Raw genomic sequence first — 16,308 nt, 5'->3', positions numbered from 1 at the left:
ATGACCGCCAAGCTCACCCTCGTCAGCCATCACCTTTGCCCCTACGTCCAGCGCGCGGCGATCTCGCTTGCCGAGAAAGGCGTGCCGTTCGAGCGGGTCAATGTCGACCTTTCGAACAAACCGGACTGGTTCAAGGCGATCTCGCCGCTCGGCAAGGTGCCGCTGCTCCGCGTCCGGCATGGTGGCGGCGAAGAAGTCATTTTCGAATCCGCCGTCATCCTGGAATTCCTCGAGGAGACGGAGGCCGATCCGTTGCATCCGGCAGATCCGCTCATGCGGGCAAGGCATCGCGCCTGGATCGAATTCGGCTCGGCCATCCTCAACGCCATCGGCCGCTTCTATTCAGCTGCTGACGAGGCTGGCCTCCTTAAGGAAAGCAAGGCTCTGTCCGAAATGTTTGCGCGCGTGGAGGCGGAACTTGCTGCCAGGCAAAGCGGTCCATGGTTCGCCGGCGATCACTTCTCGCTGGTCGATGCCGTCTACGGACCGATCTTCCGCTATTTCGATACGTTCGATCGCATCTGCGATTTCGGCATTTTCGATGAAAGACCTCTGCTCCAGGCTTGGCGAGAGACCCTGAGCAAACGGCAATCGGTCAGGGAAGCGGTCGGCGCCGACTATCCGCGGCGGCTGCACGCCTTCCTGCGGGCAAAGGGATCTTATCTTTCGGAGATCATCCGGCTACAGGCCATTGCAACTCCGCAAGCCCGATCGGCCTGAACGGATCGACCACCGTTCCGGCGACCATCGTGGCGAGGATTTGCGGTCCAGGCGGAATCCTCGCCGCTATCGCCACCAATCGGTCGCGGATGAACGGCAAGGCGAGGGAGTCCGACTGGTAGAAGGGCGTCAACGACAACGACAGCGCCTGGAAAATCCGCACATGCCAGCGGCGCGCCCTTGCGTAGGTCTCCAACGCGTCGTCGATGCTGCCGGATCGCGTGAGCGCCTGACCAAGTGCCGCCGCGTCAAGCAGCGCCATATTGGCGCCTTGCCCGAGCTGCGGGCTGGTCGAATGCGCGGCGTCGCCGATCACCGCCAGCCGTCGGCCCGCCGGCAGCGTCATCGTGTGGTGGCCGTAGCGGGCGAGCGAAAGCTGCTCGAAACTGTCGATCTGGTTGGTGAACGCCTCGCATTCCGGCCAAACGGAAACCACCCTCTCCTTCCAGGCGTCGAGGCCCTCTGCCCGCACTTGTTCGACGTCGGCGGGCTTCAGGCTCCAGAAGAACGCGGCCATGCCTTCCGCGCCAGGTTCCGGCCGGCCGATCGGCAGCACGCCGAGCATGATGCTTGCCTTATCGTAGCGCTGCAGCAGCGCCCTTTCGTCAAAGCCGTCACGCCAGCCGAGGGACGCCCAGAAGGCGCCATAAGTGAGTGGGCGCGGCACAGCCACGTCGCCAAGGCATTGCCGCAGCCTGGAGCGCGCGCCGCTGGCATCGACGACCAGATCGAAAGGCCCCAGCCGCTTTCCATCGGCACAGACCGGCCTCGCACGCTCGCCCGTCTCCAGCGTCTCGATCTCGAGACTGGTTTCGATGGGAATTTCCGCGCGCCTGGCAGCGCGGTAGAGCACGCCGAACAGCGCCGCGCGGTGCACTGCAAGGCCGAAACGGCGGCCGCACCGCGCGTCGTAGCGAACGTCGAGCACCGTTCGCCACTCTTCGCATCGGTGCCGTGCAGCCGCTCGATGCGGCTTCCAAGAGAAAGGATCTCGTCGAGCAGGCCGAGATCGGCGAGCACCGTCAGCCCGGTCGGCTGCAGCATCAGACCCGAACCGACAGGCTTCGGCTCGTCGAAGCGCTCGAAGATGGTGACCTTATGCCCTGCCCGCCTGAGATAAAGCGCCGCGGCCAGTCCGGCCGGCCCGGCGCCGGCTATCGCTATCTCATAAGACTTGCTCATTGCCCCCAACCCGAACCGGCGAGGGACAATCCCTCATGGGCGGCATCGGATCAAGCTGGCGCTTTGACGCTTTTTGCGACGAAGGGTGCGTTCAGCCCTGCGCGGCGTCGAAGACCGCGCGGGCCTCACGGACGGCATCATGATTGAGCTCGGCCCACTGGACCAGCTGCTGCAAGGGCGCGAACATCGAGCGCCCAAGGTCGGTGAGACTGTACTCGACGCTCGGCGGCTTGGTCGGAAACACTTCGCGATGCACATAACCGTCGCGCTGTAGATCGTAGAGTGTCTGCGTCAGCATGCGTTGCGAGATATCGGGTACCAGGCGGCGCAACTCCCCGAACCGGTACGGCTTCTCGGCGAGAGCCATCACCAGCAGCGAACTCCATTTGCCGTTGATGCCCTGAATCACGTCGCGAACCGGGCAGTCGGCGAAATTGCCGCCGCCCGACATGGCCTTATAGACCTCCAGCTTGGATTTGAGATTGAAGATCTTGCTGTCCATGACGACGTCCGTTGATCGAAGCGGCGGCCGGCCGGTGGTTCCCTGGCTGTGCCTACCTCCCGAAAAACTGCCTTCTTTACGGCTTGGGGTCAATTCCTATTTTAGCGCTGGTCTCTTTTTGAGACCGCCAACTGCACCCGCCCTTCGGCGCAAAATTAGGACCTCCCGATGACCGAAACCCTTCTTGTCACCGGCGCTTCCGGCCAGCTTGGCCGCGCCGTCATCAACCACCTGCTGGAAGCGCAAAGGATTGCGCCGGCCCGCATCATCGCCACCACGCGCAAACCCGAAGGCCTCGCCGACGTGGCGGCCCGTGGCGTCACCGTCCGGGCGGCGGATTTCGACGACCAGGCATCGCTGGAGAACGCATTCGCGGGCGCCGACCGGGTGCTGATCATCTCGACCGGCGAGCTCGACCTCAAGAGCGACAGGCGCTTGAAGCAACATCTGGCGGCAGTGGCCGCGGCCAAGACGGCCGGCGTCTCGCACCTGCTCTACACCTCGATGCCAAATCCCGAGCCCGTCTCGCCGGTGCTGTTTGCCGGCGATCACTACGGCACCGAAGAGGCGATCAAGGCGAGCGGTATCCCCTACACTATCTTCCGCAATGGCTGGTATCAGGAGAACCTGTTCATGGCGCTGCCGCACGCCATTTCATCGGGCAAATGGTACACTTCAGCCGCTGATGGCCGCGTCGCGCACGGCGCGCGCGACGACATGGCGGCGGCCATTGCTGCGAGCCTCGCTTCCGGCTCGAAGGAAAGCCATATCTACACCCTGACCGGTCCGCAGGCCTACACGACGAACGAAATTGCCGCTTTGGTGACCGAAGTCACCGGCAAGCCGCTCGAAGTTATCCAGGTGCCGGACGAGGCACTGACCGAAGGTGTGAAAGCGGCCGGCGTTCCCGAAGATTTCGCGCGCATCATCGTCTCTTTTGACGCCAACACGCGCTCGGGCCGCATCGCCATGGTGACCGACGCGGTGGAGACGCTTTCGCGGCGGAAGCCGCAAACGCTGAAGCAGTTCCTGGAAGCAAACAAGGCCGCCCTCGTCGGCTGAAACCGGGCGCGCCTTGGACGTCTCGTCCAGGGCGCGCTATCTCAACCTTTTGAGCAGCCCGAGCCGGATCAGGGTCTCGCCGGTCGCAACGAGCGCGTCTTCGCGCGACCGCGGCGCCCAGCCGAGCATGCGCACAGCCTTGGCCCCGGTTGCGCTCCTGGCCTTGCCCAGTTCGGTCACGATCTGAGCCGCCTGCCCGTCGAACAATCCGACGATCTTCACCAGCCAGTCCGGCAGCACTCGCGTCGTAATGCGCGACGCCTTGTCGCCCAATCGCACTTTCAGCGTCCGCGCGATCTCCAGCATCGTCATGAAGTCGCCGCTGATGGCCAGGAACCGTTGCCCCTTGGCAGCGGGATTGGTCATCGCCCGCAGATGCAAATCCGCCACGTCCCGCACGTCGACCACGCCGAACACCATGCGCGGCAGACCCGGCATCTCGCCGTCCAGCAGACGCCTGATGAAGTCGGTCGAGGTCGAATGATCCGGCCCCAGGACCGGCCCAAAGATCCCGACCGGATTGACGACCGCCAGTTCCAACGCTCCGCCTTCGCGGCCGATGAAGTCCCACGCAGCCCGCTCCGCCAGCGTTTTCGACTTCACATAGGCGCTCACCTTGGCCGCCAGGTTGGTCCAGTTCTCTTCCGTGAAAGGATGGCCGGCAACCGGCGTCTGTCCATAGCCAATGGCGGCAAAGGACGAGGTGAGAACCACTCGTTTCACCCCCGCATCGCGCGCGGCCCTCAACACGCGCAACGCGCCTTCGCGCGCTGGAACGATCAGCTCGTCTTCGTGCTTGGGCACGCCGGGCGGAAAAGGCGAAGCGACATGGAGGACGTACCGGCATCCGGCGACCGCTTCCGGCCAGCCCGCGTCGGCCATGAGATCGGCATGGGCGAATGAAAGCGCATCGCCCGGCCCGGCGCCGCCGGCCTTCAGCATGGCGAGCACATCGGCTTCGCGTCTGGCTGAGCGGACGGTCGTGCGTACCCGGTAGCCCGCGTTCAGAAGCGCGAGGATGCAGTGGGCGCCGAGGAAGCCGGACCCGCCGGTGACAAGCACCAATTCGCCGCTCATACCCGCCTCCGCAACTGCTCAGGTCAAGGCGTATGAGCTCGTCAGATCGCCACCTGCGTCCCGATTTCTACCACACGTCCGGTCGGGATCTGGAAATATTCAGTCGCATCCGCCGCCGTTTTCGCAAGGCCGATGAACAGCCTGTCCTGCCAAATTGGCATGCCGGAATTGGGCGAGGCCTTCAGCGAGCGCCTCGACAGGAAGAAGGACGTCGTCATGATGTCGAACTTCCAGCCCTGCTTGCGGCAGATCGCCAGAGCGCGCGGGATGTTCGGCTGCTCCATATAGCCGAAGGTCAGCGTCACCCGCATGAACAGGTCGTTGACGGTCTCCATCTTCACCCGCTCGCTGTCCGGCACCAGCGGCTGCGGCGCGGTCACCACCGACAGGATGACGTTCTGTTCATGCAGCACCTTGTAGTGCTTGAGACTGTGCATCAGCGCGGTCGGCGCGCTCAGCGGATCGCTGGTCAGGAACACGGCGGTGCCGGACACAAGCTGCGGCTTTTTCTTGAGAAGGTTCGCCGCCAGGAAGTCGAGCGGGATCTCGTTGCGGCGGGTCTTGTCGAACAGATAGCGGCTGCCGCGCACCCAGGTCCACATGGCCATGATGATGGTGAAGGCCACCGCCAGCGAGGACCAGCCGCCTTCGAACACCTTGACGATGTTGGCAGCGAAAAAGCCGATGTCGATGAGCGCGAACAGCGCCGTCAGCGCCGCGGCAACGCCGAGCTGCCATTTCCAAATCCGCGTCATGACTACGAACAGCAGCGTGGTCGTCACCAGCATGTTGCCGGTGACCGAAATGCCATAGGCCGAGGCCAGCCTGCTGGATTCGCCGAAGCCGACCACCAGAAGCATCACCACCAGCGCCAGCAGCAGATTGACGCGCGGCATGAATATTTGGCCGGATTGTTTCTCCGACGTGTGGAGGATTTCCAGGCGCGGCAGCATGTTGAGCTGCACCGCCTGCCTGGTCAGCGAATAGGCGCCGGAAATCACCGCCTGGCTGGCAATGACGGTCGCTGCGGTCGCGAGCACGACCATTGGTATCAGCGTCCAGCCCTCGTTCATTTCGAAGAACGGATGGCCGACCACACCTTTGTTCGCGAGGATGAAGGCCCCTTGCCCGGCATAGTTCAGCAGCAGGCAGGGAAACACGATGGCCAGCCATGCGAGCACGATGGGCTTGCGGCCGAAATGGCCGAGATCGGCATAGAGCGCCTCGGCGCCGGTGACGGCCAGGAAGACGGCGCCGATGGTCACGAAGGAGACGTCAGGCGAATTGATCAGGAAGGCGACGATATAGTGCGGGCTGATTGCCCACAGGATTTCCGGATCGTCGATGATGTGGTTGAGGCCGGATAGGCCGATGGCCAGGAACCACGCCGCCGTCACCGGGCCGAACACCAATCCGACGCCGCCCGTCCCGAAGCGTTGCACCGCGAACAGCACGGCCAGAATGACCAGCGTCAGCGGCACAACATAGGGCTGGAAGGCAGGCGTGACGACGTTCATGCCCTCGACCGCCGAAAGCACCGAAATGGCCGGCGTGATGACGGCATCGCCGAAGAACAGCGACGCCCCAACGATGCCGATGCCGAGAATCACCGCCGACCGCGTCGGGAAGCTGCCGCGCGCCAGCGCCATCAGCGACAGCACCCCACCCTCGCCGCGGTTGTCGGCGCGCAGCACGAACATGATGTATTTTATCGTGACGGTAATGGTCAGCGACCAGATGATCAGCGACAGCACGCCGAGAATATCGGCACGAGTAGCGACGTCGCCTCCGGACGAAGCGTGCAAGGCCTCGCGCAACGCATAGATGGGGCTCGTCCCGATATCGCCGTAGACCACGCCGAGCGCGCCAAGCATCAGCACCTTGGTGCTGTGCTGCTCTACTTCAGAATGGCTCGATTGATCGACGGGTTCTGCCTCACTACCACTGTTGGTAAGGGCCATAAACGACACTCCGATAAACGCGCGGTGCTCTACGCTTGCTGCGATGCAATATCAAGTGCCCCAACGTGATGGCTCCCATGCCCGTCACGCGCAGCTCCCGGGCTACCATCCACAGGCCTTCAAGAACCGTCCCACCGTGCCGGCCATGCCATACTCCAGCGCATCGGCTGTCAACCCATGTCCGATCGATACTTCGGCCAATGCCGGGATACGCTTGGTGAGCGCCGGCAGGTTGTTCACGGTCAGATCGTGGCCGGCGTTGACCTGGAGCCCCGCCGCGATTGCCGCATCCGCGGTTTTTCCCAGTTTTTCCAATAGCTTCGCCGCCTTGGCGGAATCGGAATGGCAGCTGCCATACGGGCCGGTATAGAGCTCGATCCGGTCGGCGCCGGTATCGTGCGCGGCATTCACGCCGGCCGGATCGGCGTCGGAAAACAGCGACACGCGAAAACCGCCCTTCTTCAGCCGCTTGACGATCGGCGTCAGGAACGCCGCCTGGGCGACGAAGTTCCAGCCATGGTCCGATGTCGCCTGGGCCGGGTCATCGGGCACCAGCGTCACCTGCTCCGGCTGGTTCTTCTCGACAAGCGCCAGGAAATCCTCGTTCGGATAGCCTTCGATGTTGAATTCCGCGGCCGGAAACTCGTCGTCGATCAGCGCCCTGATCTCCGGCAGGTCGGAATGCCTGGTGTGCCGCTCGTCGGGGCGCGGATGCACAGTCAGTCCATGCGCGCCGGCGGCAAGCGCGATGCGGCCGAGCCCGGTGACGCTCGGCCACGGCAGGTCGCGGCGGTTGCGCAGCATGGCGACGGCGTTGAGGTTGACCGAAAGCTTTGCAGGCATGATCCAGCGTCCAGTTGGAGCAATTCCAGGAAAAGTGCGTAGCGGCTTTCCGTCCGGAATTGCGCAATGACAAATATCCGGAGCGGCTCAACGGTTCTGTCAAAGGCTGACCCGCTCTGGCGTTGGCGGGCATCTATAGCGCCTTTGCAGGGAACAGATAGAGGGTTTCCGGTGTTCCAGAGGGCGAGATGGTGGCCGAAGCTCTCTGTTTTAACGCAATTCCGGACGGAAAAGCGCTTCACACTTTTCCTGGAATTGTTCTAACGCAAGGATTTGCCGTTGAAATTCCTCGAAGCCGTGCCGGCGATACGGCGCCTCGACACCAACCGCGACGCGCTTTTTGCCATCGACGTCGTTGGAGATGTTTCGCCAGCGGACGCGGAAAACCTGTTCGGCCTGCTCGAAGCGGCCTATGCGCTGCATCCAAGGGTCGATGTGCTGGTGCGGCTGACCGACGAGGAAAGCGTGGATTGGACCAACATCTCGGAAAAGACGCTCCGACAAGGTGTGGTCGACGCGCTGGAACATGTCGTCCGGTGCGCGGTCGTCGGCGAGCCGCGCTGGGCGTCTTATGTTGGAGGCTTCTTTCCGAAGGCCTTGCCTTTCGAATTCAGGCGCTTCGACAGCGACGACGAGCGGTCGGCGTGGCAATGGCTCGGCGCCAGGCCGGTGTGAGGAGCCGCGTTATCGCACGATCGTCAGCCGCTCGGCCGCGCGGGTGATGGCAGTGTAGAGCCAGCGCTGCCGCGTCTCCTTGAACGCCCAGCTCTCGTCGAACAGCACAACGTCGTTCCACTGCGAGCCCTGCGCCTTGTGCACCGTCAGCGCGTAGCCATAGTCGAAATCGTCGAAACGCTTCTTCTGCTGCCAGGGAATCTCGGCGTCCGGATCCTCGAACGCCGCCTTGAGCAGCTTGATCTTGGCGACGCCGCGGTCGGGATCGTCCTCTTCCGGCGAGACCAGCAGGTTGATACCGGGCTTCACCGTCTCGCGCGACGACGTCATCACCTTCCACAGCGAACCATTGAGCAGCCCCTTGGCCGGATCGTTGCGAAGGCAAACCAGCTTGTCGCCGGCCTGCGGAAAATCGGCATTGAAACCCTTCAGCTCGCGCAGCCGCTGGTTATAGCGCCGCCGCGTGCGATTGGTGCCTACCAGCACTTGGTCCGCCTTCAGCACCAGCTCCTGGTTGACGCCATCCCTGCCGATCACCTGCGCCGTACCGTAATCGCCATGCATGAACTCGCGGCCTTCGCGCACGTCGAGCGCCAGCCGGATGATCGGGTTGTCGCGCGCCTGCCTGTGGATTTCCGTCAGCAGCACGTCCGGCTCGTGCTCGGTGAAGAAGCCACCGCCCGAAATCGGCGGCAACTGCGCCGGGTCGCCCAAGACAAGGATCGGCGTCCCAAAACTCATCAGGTCGCGGCCGAGCTGCTCGTCGACCATCGAGCATTCGTCGATGACGACCAGCTTGGCGCGCGCGATTGGGCTTTGCCGGTTGAGCGCGAAGGTCGGCGAAATCGAGGTCTTGCCGGTCACTTCGTCCGCCACCGACTCTTCGCCCCTCGGCCTGTAGATCAGCGAGTGGATGGTGCGGGCGTTGACCGCACCCTTGGAGCGCAGCACCTGGGCTGCCTTGCCGGTGAAGGCGGCGAACTGCACTTGCCCGTCGACATGCTCGGCGAAATAGCGCGCCAATGTCGTCTTGCCGGTGCCGGCATAGCCGAACAGGCGAAAGACCTGCGGCCGGCCGTCCTTGAGCCAGCGGCCGACAGCCTTCAAAGCCTCGTCCTGTTGAGGAGAGAATTCCATCAGCGCGACAGACCGGATTCGCGAGGGAAATACAAGATTGGCCGTCCCATCGCTGGCGTCGCCGGTGACAATCTCATTTGCTACTGGGCTTGCACGCTATCAGGCGCAAACAAGAACGTAAAGGGAACAACCCTGTTTGTGTCCAGGCTATCTGCCAGGTCCTGGATCGTTCTCCAGCAGGATCGGCTTGCCATGCGGGGTCGCATGTGCGGCACGCTCCCAGGCGGCCGCCAGCGCATCCACCTCGCCCTTGCCGGCAACGCCCTTTCGCGAAAGCAGCTTTTCCAGTGCTGCTAGCCAATGCTCGTAATAGTCGTGACCGTCGCTCGCGGCATCCGGCTTCTTCACCTCGGCGGACAGGGCGTGCGCCCATTCGCTCCACGAAAACAGGCCCTTGTCGTGCAGCGCCACCGTCATGGCGAAGGCTTCCGCCTGCCATGGTTCGGCGAACACCGGATCGTCGAACCCATCCGGCAGTCTGGGCTCAGGCCGGTTCAAGATAGCTCTCCCAGGCATCGATCGAGACAACAAGCGTCGGGTCGGCGCCCTCGCCCCAGATCTCCGGCCCGTCGAAAGCCACGGTGTAGACCCATTGCGGGTTCTCGCCCTTGCCATGTGCGTTGCTGTCGGGGAAGACGAAGCCGTCGCGCACGGCCTCTATCGTCCCCTTCTTGCCGCGCGCATAGCGCGGCAGGCGCGTGTGGCCGGTCGGATTGAAATTCTTCGTCCGCACGCGATCGCCCGCCCGGAAGCGCGCCGGCAAGACGACCGGCCGATCGCACGGCCCGCCCTTGGCGAGCACCGCCGGCACGTCCGCCGCCTTCAGCACGCGCTTGGGTGTCGCCGCCGGATCGACCGCCTTGCCGGCCGCGAGGTCGCTCTGCGTGATGAAGCCATGGCGCTTCAGAAGCGTCTCCAGCGCCTTGATCCAGATCTGGTAGTAGCTGGACGCGTAGTAATCGGCCGGATGCAGGGACTCCCGCGCATGCCGGCTCTCGTCGATGTTCCAGGCGCCCATGGCGCCGGCGGTAAGCGTCACGCCGAGCGCGCGCTTCTCCCATTCGGCGTGGAAATAGGGCTCGTCCTTTTCGGGCGCGACCGGCCCGAAACCCATCTGCCCACCGAGATCCTGCGGCCCGTTCATTGAGGTTTCCCCTTCATGCCGGCTCTTTGGCCACCGCCGTGCCGATCATCGCATCGCGGCTGACCAGCCCGGCAAGCTGCTCCTCGCTCCAGCCTTCGGTACCTTTCGGTCGCATCGGCACCACCAGGTAGCGAAGCTCGGCGGTCGAATCCCAGACGCGGATCTTCTTGTCCGCCGGCAGCGTCAGCCCGAATTCCTCGAGCACGCCGCGCGGATCGATCACCGCGCGCGAGCGGTAGGGCGGCGCCTTGTACCAGACCGGCGGCAGGCCGAGCACCGACCATGGATAGCAGGAGCAGAGCGTGCAGACGACGAGGTTGTGCGTCTCTTCGGTGTTGAAGACGGCCTGCATGTGCTCGCCCTGGCGGCCGGTATAGCTGAGCGAGGCGATCGCCGCCGTCGCGTCGCGCTTCAGCCAGTCGGCGTATGTCGGATCGCTCCAGGCCTTCGCCACCACCCGTGCGCCGTTGCGCGGGCCGATCTTCGTCTCGTAGGTGTCGACGATGACGTCGATGGCCGCCGGATCGATCAGGCCTTTTTCGGTGAGGATCGTTTCCAGCGCCCGCACGCGCGCCGCGAACGGATCGAGCTCGTTGTCTAGGTCATGATCATGGGACATGGAGCAAGGTTACGATCGCCGGCATGTCCTCGCAAGCTCGGCGCCTTGGGCCAGAGCCGGCGTCCTACTCTGCAGCCACCTTCTTCGGTTCGGCTTCTTCCTCGGAATCGAACAGCGAGGGCTGTTCGCCAGGTTCGACCGCGTGCAACGCAGGCCGGCTCTCCTTCGACGAGAAGCCGAGCAGCCAGCCGGAGAAGTTTTCGAAGTAGACGTAGATCACAGGCGTGACGAACAGGGTGAGCGCCTGCGAGGCGAGCAGGCCGCCCACGACCGCGACCCCGAGCGGCTGGCGCAGTTCGGCGCTGGCGCCGGTGCCGAGCGCGATCGGGAACGTGCCCATCAGTGCTGCCAGCGTCGTCATCATGATCGGCCGGAAGCGCATCAGGCAGGCTTTATGGATAGAGTCCTTGGCCGACATGCCCTGTCGCCTGAGCTCCAGCGCGACGTCGACCATCATGATGCCGTTCTTCTTGACGATGCCGATCAGCATCAGGATGCCGATCACCGCGATGACCGAGAGGTCCATGCCGGCGAAGCGCAACGCCACCACCGCGCCGAGCACTGCCGACGGCAGGCCGGTGAGGATGGTGAGCGGGTGGATGAAGCTCTCATAAAGCATGCCGAGCACGATATAGATCGTCAGGATGGCGCCGCCGATCAGCAGGCCCTGATTGGCGAGCGAATCCTGGAAGGTCTTGGCCGTGCCGGCAAAAGTGGTCGAGATCGCCTTCGGCATGCCGATCTGCTCTTTGAGCTGGTCGATGCGGGTCACGGAGTCGCCGAGCGATACGCCCTGTGGCAGGTTATAGGAAATTGTCACGGCAGGAAGCTGGCCGAGTTGATTGACCGTCAGCGCGCCCGCCGTTCGATCGACGCGGGCAAAGGCACCGAGCGGCACCAGGCTGCCGCTCGCCGTCCTCACCTGGATGGCCAGCATCCGCTCGGGCGACCACTCGATCTTCGGATCGAGTTCCATCACGACATCGTAGCTGTCGGCCGAACCAAAGATCGTCGAAACCTGCTCAGTGCCGAATCCGCCATAAAGGCTGGACCGCAGCGTATCCGTGTCGATGCCGAGTTGGGCGGCCTTGTCGCGGTCGACCACCAATGTCGCCTGCAGCGCGTTGTTCTGCAGATCGCTGGTGACGTCGGTGAACATCGTATGGTCGGCCGCCATGGCGTCGTCCAGCTTCTGCGCCCAGATGTCGGTCTGCACTGTGTCGAGGCCTTGCACGACCAACTGATAGGCACTGGCTGACGCTCGCGAGCCAAGTCTCAGGTTCTGCACCGGTTGCATATAGGTCTCGATACCTGCGACACCGGCCAGTTGCCGCCGCAGATCGGAAAGCACCTTCTCGAGGTCGGGCCTCTGGTCCTTGTCCTTCAACTGCACATAGAGCCGCCCCTGATTCAGCGCGTTGCCGCCCCCGCCGACCGACCAGGCCACGTGCGACACGTAGGGCGACTGCGAAAAAACTTTCGCCACCTGACCCTGCAACTTGACCATTGCGTCATACGAGATGTCCTGCCGGGCGATCGTCGTCACCGAGACCTGGCCGATGTCCTCTTGCGGGAAGAAGCCCTTCGGCGAGGCCTGGATGAACCAGACGGAAAGTGCCGCCGTTCCGATGAACACCAGGAACACCAGGAATGTGTGCCGCAGGCAAAAGGTCAGAAGCCAGTCGTAGCCGCGCGTGAAGAGGTCGTGCCTTTGGCCATCGCCATGCGCCTGGCGCTCGGCTTTCGTGACCGACAGCAACCGTGAGCACAACATCGGGGTCAGTGTCAGCGACACGAACATCGACGCCAGGATGGCGACTGTCACCACGACCGCGAATTCGTTGAAGATGCGCCCGATCACCCCGCCCATCAGAAGCACCGGGATGAACACCGCCACCAGCGAGATGGAGATCGAAATGATGGTGAAGCCGATCTCGCGCGCCCCCTTCAGCGAGGCGTCGAAGGCAGACAATCCATCCTCTTCCATATGGCGGAAGATGTTTTCCAGCATGACGATGGCGTCGTCGACCACGAGGCCGACCGCGAGCGTGAGGCCCATGAGCGAGATGTTGTCGATGGAGAAGCCGAACAGGAACATCGCGCCGAGCGTGGCGATCAGCGAGATCGGCACTGCCACCGCCGGGATGATTGTTGCCGTCAACCGGCGCAGGAAGACGAAGATCACCATCACCACCAGCGCGATGGTCAAAAGCAGCGTGAACTGCACATCGTAGACAGCAGCGCGGATCGAGGTCGAGCGGTCGTTGAGCAGCTTGATACTGGCTGCGGCCGGCATCTGGTCCTGGAAGGAAGGCAGCATCGCCTTGACCTTGTCGACGACGTCGACAGTGTTGGCGTCGGGCTGACGCTGAACGGCGAGTATGATGGCGCGGGTACCGTCATACCAGCTTGCCGTCGTGGTGGTCTCGACGGAGTCGATTACGCGTGTCACCTCGCCCAGCCGCACTGGGCGACCGTTCTTGGTGGCGATGATAAGGTTGGAGAATCCCGCCGCGTTGGTCAGCTGCGTGTTGGCGGTTATGGTCAGCTGCTGTTTGTTGTTCTGCAGCACGCCAAGCGGGGTGTTGCTGTTGGCGGACGCAATCGCGGCCTGCAATTGATCGATCGAGATGCCGCGCGCCGCGAGCGCGGTCGGATCGATCTGGATGCGCACGGCATATTTCTGCTGGCCGAAGATCGAGACCTGCGCGACGCCGTCGATCGTCGATAGCGACGGCGAGATGACATTTTCAGCGAAGGCGTCGAGATCGGTGAGCGGAACCGTGCCACTGACCAGCGACATCAAAAGGATCGGTGCATCGGCGGGATTGACCTTTCGATAGCTCGGCGGCGAGGTCATCTCCGGCGGCAATTGCCGCTGCGTGCGCGCTATCGCCGCCTGGACGTCGGCCGCGGCGGCGTCGATATCGCGGTTGAGCACGAACTGGATGGCTATCGAGGTCTGGCCGAGCGAGTTGGAGGTCGAGATCGAGTCGATGCCGGCGATCGTCGCGAACTGCTTGATCAGCGGGGTCGCCACGGACGTCGCCATCGTCTCTGGCGAAGCGCCGGGCAGGCTGGCAGAGACGTTGACCACCGGAAATTCGGCGCTCGGCAGCGCCGCCACCGGCAGGAACTTGTAGGCAAAGATTCCGCCCAGCACGAGGGCGAACGACATCAGAAGCGTGGCGACGGGCCTGCGTATGCAGAATTCGGAGATCACGGCCGCGCCTCGCCGGCCTTGTCGGCTTCCGCGACCTTGGGGGCGGCCTGACCGCCGCCGTTGCTGGCGGCCTTGCCTTCGTGGACGGCGGCGCCGTCCTTCAGCCTGGTCTGACCTTCGACGACGACCTTTTCACCACTCTTCAGCCCTTGGCTGATGGCACTGTTTTCGCCTTCCGTCAGCGCCACCTGCACCGGCCGCATCTCGACGGTGTTGTCGGGCTTGACCACATAGACGAACGGACCCTTCTGGCTGGGCTGCACGGCGACGGTCGGAACCGACGTCATCTGCGGCATCGTGCCGGCGTCGAGCACGACATTCACATACTGGCCGGGCCACAGCGAAAGATCGGCATTCGGTATGCTCGCCCGCGTGGCGATGGTGCCGGAGGCGGTGTCGACGCTGGAATCGACGAAATCGAGCGTGCCCTTGCCGATCGGTGTCGGGTCGCCGTCCTTGATCAGGGTCACCGCTCCTTGCTGCGGGTTCGCGAGCGCCTTGTGGAGCAACGCTAGATTGCTCTCAGGCAGATTGAAGTTGACCTGCAGCGGGTCCATCTGCGTGATCGTGACCAGCGGCGTCGAGCTGCTGCTGTTGCCATTGTTGGTGGTGACGAGATCGCCGACCGAAACATTGACGGCGCCAAGCCTGCCGGAGATTGGCGCCGTGATCGTTGCGTAGCTGAGCTCGACCGTATCGGAATCGATCGTCGCCTTGTCCGCGTCTATGGTTGCCGCCGCGGCCTTCTGCGCCGCCAGTGCCTGATCGTAGGTCTGCTGCGTGCCGGCCTGCTTGGCGACGAGGTCCTTGGCGCGTTGCAGGTCGGCCTGGGCGCTGACCAGCATCGCCTGGTCCTTGACGAGCGTCGCCTGATCCTTGGCCAATTGCGCCTTCAGCGCGCGATCATCGAGCGAGAAGAGAAGATCGCCGGCCTTGACCATCTGGCCATCCTTGACGGCGATCGAAACGATCTGGCTGGAGACGCGGGCATTCACGCTGACCACCGCCGGTGAGGAGACGAAGCCGATGGCATAGCGGCGGATCGGAAAATCGGCGGTCGTCGCGGTTGCGGAGACGATCGAGGTAGAACGCGCTCCGCCGCCCTTCGGATTGTCCGATGCCTTCGCCGTCTTGTCCCTGCCACCCGTCGCTGCCTGCTGACCCGAGATCAGCTGCTGGACCTTGCCCAGCGTCGCAGGCGAAAAGTAGAGGCCGGCGCCTGCGAGGCAGGCCAGCGCAACGACTGCGAGAGCGATTTTTCCGCGCATCGACACCATGCCCTCTACCAGACACGCCGAACCCGGTGGTCTTATTCTAGCTCGATTCACGGCGCCTTGCCGCGATTTTCGCCGAATAGATAGGACAAGGCTTTGGCGGAAAAGGGCCAAAACGCGGCATTACGAAGATTTAATGTGCACTGCACAATGGCTGTGCAGCCGGCAAATCTACCGTGGCGGCGCCTCTTATCAGCTCGAAAAAGAGATCAACGCAGCATCGGCCAGAGCGTCGCCGCCAAGAGCACACCCATGGCGACGTTGAACCATTTCAGGCGCACCGGATCCGACAGGAAGCCGCGCAGCGCGGTGCCGAATCCGGCCCAGACGGAGACGCTGGGCAGGTTGACGATGGTGAAGGCGATCGAGATCAGCGCCACCGAGACGAACGGGTGGTCTGGGTTGGTGTAGACGGCCATGGCGGTGATCGCCATCACCCATGCCTTGGGATTGACCCATTGGAACGCCGCGGCGTCGATGAAGCGCATCGGCCGCGCCTCCGCCCCGCCCTTGTCGCTCATCGAGCGCGACATGGCGATCTTCCAGGCGAGATAGAGCAGGTAGACGGCGCCCGCGATCTTCAGCGCCGTGTGCAGCGCCGGAAACGCCGTCAGCACCGCGCCAAGCCCGAAGCCGACGGCCAGCAGCAGCACGAGGAAGCCGATGCTGATGCCCAGCATGTGCGGAACCGTCCTGGCGATGCCGAAATTGACGCCGGAGGCCAAGAGCATGAGGTTGTTCGGACCCGGCGTGATCGAGGTCACGAGGGCATAGACCAAAAGGGCAAGGAATGCGTCGAGGGACATGATATCCTCCCTAGATATGTCAGTCTTATTGTCCTTTTTTTGCTGGTGCGCAAAAGCCACCGACGGACGATTTGCCGGGCCAG

At 63.5% G+C, this 16,308-nt stretch carries 14 protein-coding genes and 1 pseudogene; 3 read left to right on the top strand and 12 right to left on the bottom strand.

Annotation, left to right across the window (positions count from 1 at the left end; all coding sequences use genetic code 11):
- Complete coding sequence (locus AC4FWB_RS17865; RefSeq protein WP_491027590.1) at window positions 1–720, top strand: glutathione S-transferase family protein; 720 nt, start codon at window positions 1–3, stop codon at window positions 718–720.
- On the opposite strand, the pseudogene AC4FWB_RS17860 reads toward AC4FWB_RS17865, so the two are convergent.
- Both AC4FWB_RS17860 and AC4FWB_RS17855 read right to left on the bottom strand, forming a co-directional pair.
- Window positions 674–1,902, bottom strand: a pseudogene (locus tag AC4FWB_RS17860) (FAD-dependent oxidoreductase). The gene AC4FWB_RS17865 and the pseudogene AC4FWB_RS17860 overlap by 47 nt on opposite strands.
- Window positions 1,903–1,993: 91 nt before the next feature.
- Window positions 1,994–2,404: a winged helix-turn-helix transcriptional regulator gene (locus AC4FWB_RS17855; RefSeq protein WP_491027589.1), complete on the bottom strand. Its 411-nt coding sequence runs from the start codon at window positions 2,402–2,404 to the stop codon at window positions 1,994–1,996.
- Between the two features lie 168 nt (window positions 2,405–2,572).
- On the opposite strand from AC4FWB_RS17855, the gene AC4FWB_RS17850 reads away from it, so the two are divergent.
- Window positions 2,573–3,466 (top strand): SDR family oxidoreductase, encoded by an 894-nt coding sequence (locus AC4FWB_RS17850; protein WP_491027588.1) that lies wholly within the window; start codon window positions 2,573–2,575, stop codon window positions 3,464–3,466.
- A 36-nt stretch (window positions 3,467–3,502) separates the two neighbouring features.
- On the opposite strand, the gene AC4FWB_RS17845 is transcribed toward AC4FWB_RS17850, so the two are convergent.
- From AC4FWB_RS17845 to AC4FWB_RS17835, 3 genes are all read right to left on the bottom strand, one after another.
- A complete protein-coding gene (locus tag AC4FWB_RS17845; RefSeq protein ID WP_491027587.1) occupies window positions 3,503–4,543 on the bottom strand; it encodes an SDR family oxidoreductase in 1,041 nt (346 codons plus the stop codon).
- A gap of 41 nt (window positions 4,544–4,584) precedes the next feature.
- Window positions 4,585–6,504 (bottom strand): potassium transporter Kup, encoded by a 1,920-nt coding sequence (locus AC4FWB_RS17840; RefSeq protein ID WP_491027586.1) that lies wholly within the window; start codon window positions 6,502–6,504, stop codon window positions 4,585–4,587.
- Between the two features lie 102 nt (window positions 6,505–6,606).
- Window positions 6,607–7,347: a pyridoxine 5'-phosphate synthase gene (locus tag AC4FWB_RS17835; protein WP_491027585.1), complete on the bottom strand. Its 741-nt coding sequence runs from the start codon at window positions 7,345–7,347 to the stop codon at window positions 6,607–6,609.
- Between the two features lie 279 nt (window positions 7,348–7,626).
- Here AC4FWB_RS17835 and AC4FWB_RS17830 point away from each other — a divergent pair, with 279 nt between their 5' ends.
- On the top strand, window positions 7,627–8,022 hold the full coding sequence (locus tag AC4FWB_RS17830; protein WP_491027584.1) for a SpoIIAA family protein: 396 nt from the start codon (window positions 7,627–7,629) through the stop codon (window positions 8,020–8,022).
- Window positions 8,023–8,031: 9 nt separating this feature from the next.
- On the opposite strand, the gene AC4FWB_RS17825 is transcribed toward AC4FWB_RS17830, so the two are convergent.
- The 7 genes from AC4FWB_RS17825 to AC4FWB_RS17795 all read right to left on the bottom strand — a co-directional run bounded on the left by AC4FWB_RS17825 (window position 8,032) and on the right by AC4FWB_RS17795 (window position 16,225).
- Window positions 8,032–9,159: an ATP-dependent DNA helicase gene (locus tag AC4FWB_RS17825; protein ID WP_491027583.1), complete on the bottom strand. Its 1,128-nt coding sequence runs from the start codon at window positions 9,157–9,159 to the stop codon at window positions 8,032–8,034.
- 147 nt (window positions 9,160–9,306) lie between these two features.
- A complete protein-coding gene (locus AC4FWB_RS17820) occupies window positions 9,307–9,675 on the bottom strand; it encodes a nitrile hydratase accessory protein (RefSeq protein ID WP_491027582.1) in 369 nt (122 codons plus the stop codon).
- Window positions 9,644–10,303 carry a nitrile hydratase subunit beta gene (nthB, locus tag AC4FWB_RS17815; protein WP_491027581.1) on the bottom strand — a complete coding sequence of 220 codons (660 nt, stop codon included), beginning with the start codon at window positions 10,301–10,303 and terminating at the stop codon, window positions 9,644–9,646. The genes AC4FWB_RS17820 and nthB overlap by 32 nt, the downstream gene beginning before the upstream one ends.
- A gap of 13 nt (window positions 10,304–10,316) precedes the next feature.
- A complete protein-coding gene (nthA, locus tag AC4FWB_RS17810) occupies window positions 10,317–10,922 on the bottom strand; it encodes a nitrile hydratase subunit alpha (RefSeq protein ID WP_491027580.1) in 606 nt (201 codons plus the stop codon).
- Window positions 10,923–10,986: 64 nt separating this feature from the next.
- Window positions 10,987–14,145, bottom strand: coding sequence for an efflux RND transporter permease subunit (locus AC4FWB_RS17805; protein WP_491027579.1), 3,159 nt, complete (start codon window positions 14,143–14,145; stop codon window positions 10,987–10,989).
- On the bottom strand, window positions 14,142–15,413 hold the full coding sequence (locus AC4FWB_RS17800; protein ID WP_491027578.1) for an efflux RND transporter periplasmic adaptor subunit: 1,272 nt from the start codon (window positions 15,411–15,413) through the stop codon (window positions 14,142–14,144). The genes AC4FWB_RS17805 and AC4FWB_RS17800 overlap by 4 nt, the downstream gene beginning before the upstream one ends.
- Window positions 15,414–15,628: 215 nt before the next feature.
- Window positions 15,629–16,225 (bottom strand): LysE family translocator, encoded by a 597-nt coding sequence (locus AC4FWB_RS17795; RefSeq protein WP_491027577.1) that lies wholly within the window; start codon window positions 16,223–16,225, stop codon window positions 15,629–15,631.
- Between the last annotated feature and the right edge of the window lie 83 nt (window positions 16,226–16,308).

This window comes from Mesorhizobium sp. LEGMi-168a (genome assembly GCF_058312955.1).
The sequence above is the reverse complement of the archived record's forward strand: the minus strand, read 5'-3'. Positions and strand labels throughout refer to the sequence as shown.